The organism is Bacillus sp. S4 (assembly GCF_040838205.1).
Lineage (GTDB): Bacteria > Bacillota > Bacilli > Bacillales > Bacillaceae_G > Bacillus_A > Bacillus_A cereus_U.
This window is the reverse complement of sequence record NZ_JBFPJI010000306.1, coordinates 1-3,776: the sequence shown is the minus strand read 5'-3', so window position 1 is coordinate 3,776 and position 3,776 is coordinate 1. Positions and strand designations below refer to the sequence as shown.

Sequence of the window (3,776 nt, the reverse complement as noted above, 5' to 3'; positions counted from 1 at the left end):
TTCAAGCATACGATGCCGAAGGCAATGCGTACAAGTATGAAGTAAAAGAACAACCAGTGGATGGATACAAATCCGAAGTAAAAGGTTATGACATCACAAATACAAAAGTAGCGCAAACAACAGTAGAAGGAACAAAGACGTGGAAAGATGGCAATGCGACAGATCGTCCGAAAACAATCAAAGTAGATTTACTACAAAACGGTCAGGTCATCAATACACAAGAAGTAAGTGAAGCAACAGGTTGGAAATATGGATTCAAAGACTTAGCGGCATATGATGCCGAAGGCAATGCGTACAAGTATGAAGTAAAAGAACAACCGGTGGATGGATATAAATCCGAAGTTCACGGTTATGACATTACGAATACAAAAGTAGCACAGACAACAGTAGAAGGAACGAAAACGTGGAAAGATGGCAATGCGACAGATCGTCCGAAAACAATCAAAGTGGATTTACTACAAAACGGTCAGGTCATCAATACACAAGAAGTAAGTGAAGCAACAGGTTGGAAATATGGATTCAAAGACTTAGCGGCATATGATGCCGAAGGCAATGCGTACAAGTATGAAGTAAAAGAACAACCAGTGGATGGATATAAATCCGAAGTAAAAGGTTATGATATTACGAATACAAAAATCAAAGAAGATCCAAAAGATCCGAGCATAGATCCAAAAGATCCGAGCGTAGATCCAAAAGACCCGAGCACAGACCCAAAAGATCCAAGCACAGATTCCAAAGTTCCACCTACTAAAGAAAATAATAAGACATCAGTATGGCTTCCTAAAACAGGTGGAACATCAATGGAGATGATTTCATATATTGTAGGAATGTTGTTGATGGCTTTAGGTGGATTCGTATTTGTTCGTCAACGAATGAGATAAAAAGACTGGTTATGCTATAAAAAATCAAAAGGCCGTAAAGCGCTTTGTGTAAAACGCTTTGCGGCCTTTTCTTATTTTAAACTCTTTTGTTATAACAGGTTTTGCGATATGGGAAAGTGTATGAAAGACTTTAGTCTAACTTTTAGGTTTGGAATGAAATTACCGTTTTTTTCACAGAAAACTACTGGTTTGTAAACTAATACTTCATGGTTCTAGGATGTACCTAAAAAGATGAATAAGAGTTTTCTTTCTCGAGAGTAGATATAGGAAGGTTTATATTAACTGTTGTTCCTTTTCCTACTTCACTTTCAATAAGTATCTTTCCTTGGTGCTTTTCAATAATTTTATAACAAATCATTAATCCTAAACCGATACCATTTTCTTTGATACTATAAAATGGTTCTCCTAGATAAGGTAAACGTTCTTTTTCAATTCCACACCCGTAATCGGTAAATTGAATGTTTACCTGTTTTTTATCAGGTGCATATTCGATTTGAATCAAGATTTCCCCTCCCATTGGTGTTGCTTCAATCGCATTTTTTAAGACATTTATAAAAGCTTGCTTTAATTGATTTCCTTCACAAAGTATGAATGAAGTATCAGATGTAAACTCAGTTGTAATTTGTATGCAATTCATTATCGCTTGAGGTTCAAGTAACATTACAATTTGCTTCATTAATACATTCAGGTCATTAGTTTTAATTTCTAATGCTTCAGGTTTTGCTAATGTCATAAATTCATTAGTAATACTATCTATACGTTCAATCTCTGATAACACTATATCTATATAATGCTCAGTGTTCTTATTTTCCATTGGTTTTAATAACTGCATGAATCCTTTCATTGCTGTTAAAGGGTTTTTAATTTCATGGGCAATTGCAGTGGATAATTGACCTACTACAGCAAGTTTCTCTGATTTTCGTAATAATTCCTCTGTTTTTAGCCTTTCGGTGATGTCTCGAGAGATACTCAAGAAAACTTTTTTTCCATTCAAGTTAAACACACGAACAGAAAATTCAATTGTCATGGTCTTTCCTTTAGGAAAAACAAATTCATCTTGTAATGTGAAAGCAGTTTGCCCTTCTCTAATTTTTTCTATGATTCCTTGGACCATTGGAGAATCTGGCGGAACGTCACTAGGAAATGGCATCGAAAGAAGCTCTTCTCTACTATATCCAAACCTTTTACACGCAACAGGATTTACTTCGACAAAGCGAGTTGGAAATTGATCCTCATTCAGCTCCACTACATATACTGCATCAGTTGCTTGTTCGATGAGTGCACGGTATTTCATTTCACTGTCACTTAATTGCTGGTGTAATTGATACAGCTCTCTTTCTGCTTGTTTCCTTTCAGAAATGTCTCTACAAATTCCTGATAAAGCAATTACATTGCCCCTTAAATCTAAAATGGGTGAAATTGTCAAGCTTACATCAATGAGCGTGTTGTCTTTTCGTTGTCTAACTGTTTCTACTCTATTTATAACAAGGTCTTTTGTATTAATATTTTTAATGTTTTTGATAGTTTCTAAGGTTTGATTCATTAAAAAATCAGGTACGCAAGGTAATTTTTTTCCAAAGCTTTCTTTTTCTGACCAACCAAATATCTTCTCATAAGCTTTATTCGCTTGTATCATATGTCCATCTAAATCAAATATAGTGATAGCATCTACGTTATGATTTACAAATGACTCCAGACGTTCTTTCGTCACCTTTAGTTCATCTTCCGCATTTTTTCTTTTCGTTATATCAACCGTAGAACCAACCACCTCAACCACTGTTCCCTCTCTTTTAACAGGCCTAAGAGAGAAAAGGATAATAGTCTCATCAGTTGGCCATGGCAGTTCGAAATTGACTTCTTCACCATCCCATGCCTCTTGATAATATTTTAGTAGTCGAGGAAGTAAATGAAATGGAACAATGGAAGAATCTATGGTCAGTAAACTTTTTCCTACCACTTGTTCGGAGTGAAACCCATGGTGATAAAATAACTGCCCATCACATAAAGTGTGGATAAAATCCCCATTTTCTTTTTTAAATTTAAAAATACCTCCTTGCAATTCATGTACGGTATCCCTTAATACTTGCTTTGATTCTAGTAAAGTTTCATTCGCTTTAGCTAGGTCTTGTGTTAAGTTATATAAATTTTGATAGGATTCCATAAGAAAAACACCAATTAAGAGTCCGCAAGATATAAATAATGTACCTTGGATGTCAAGAAGTATAAGTGAGATAGAAGGAAAAAAGAATCCAAATACCCAATGAATTATGGCTAGATAAACAGCTAGATAAAGAAAGACGCTTTTAAAGGGATGGGTATTTTTGAGATATGTTTTGAATATAGTATATATAGTAGCAATTCCTAAAGCAGCTATCAAAGCTGGTCCCCAATCACCACCAAGGTAGAAAATACGCATAAATAAAATAAAAATTAATGTAATCCAGCCAGCTGTACGACCAAAATAAATAAACGAAATAATAAGAGGAACGGCTCGCAAGTCATAAAACAATCCCATGTGCTTAAAATTAAAAATCATCAAAATAGCAGCTATGATACCTGCATATGTGCCCCAAAATAAATGGATAAATTTATAATCCATTTTCCTTATAAATACTTGAATAAAAATAGCTGAACTAGCTAGGAAAGAAAAAATAGATAGATTAATGAAGAATCCTGTGAACAGCATGCCATATTCCCTCCTTTTTACACGTATTCGACAAAAAGTATAAAAATCCTACAATTTGCATCGTAATTAGTCTTATTATTCTAAAAGATAAGACTGTTTTTGGAGGAGAGATATGAGTAGTGATGAAAATTTAGCTCCTTTTTACCGGGATTTTCAATTGGGTGTGTTGGAAAACAATTTTTATATAATTTTCAGCACAAAAAATTTTC

The 3,776-nt window shown here is 34.4% G+C and carries 2 protein-coding genes; one reads left to right on the top strand and one right to left on the bottom strand.

Going from position 1 to position 3,776, the window contains the following annotated elements:
• On the top strand, positions 1-881 hold an 881-nt coding region (locus AB3X48_RS19000), incomplete at its 5' end, for a Cna B-type domain-containing protein (protein ID WP_367959815.1).
• Between the two features lie 223 nt (positions 882-1,104).
• Here the strand turns inward: AB3X48_RS19000 and AB3X48_RS18995 are convergent.
• Positions 1,105-3,567: a PAS domain S-box protein gene (locus AB3X48_RS18995; protein ID WP_367959814.1), complete on the bottom strand. Its 2,463-nt coding sequence runs from the start codon at positions 3,565-3,567 to the stop codon at positions 1,105-1,107.
• Positions 3,568-3,776: the final 209 nt, after the last annotated feature.

Coding starts and splice junctions, on each gene's coding strand:
- AB3X48_RS18995 (WP_367959814.1), bottom strand. CDS start 3,567: ATGCTGTTCACAGGATTCTTCATTAATCTATCTATTTTTTCTTTCCTA.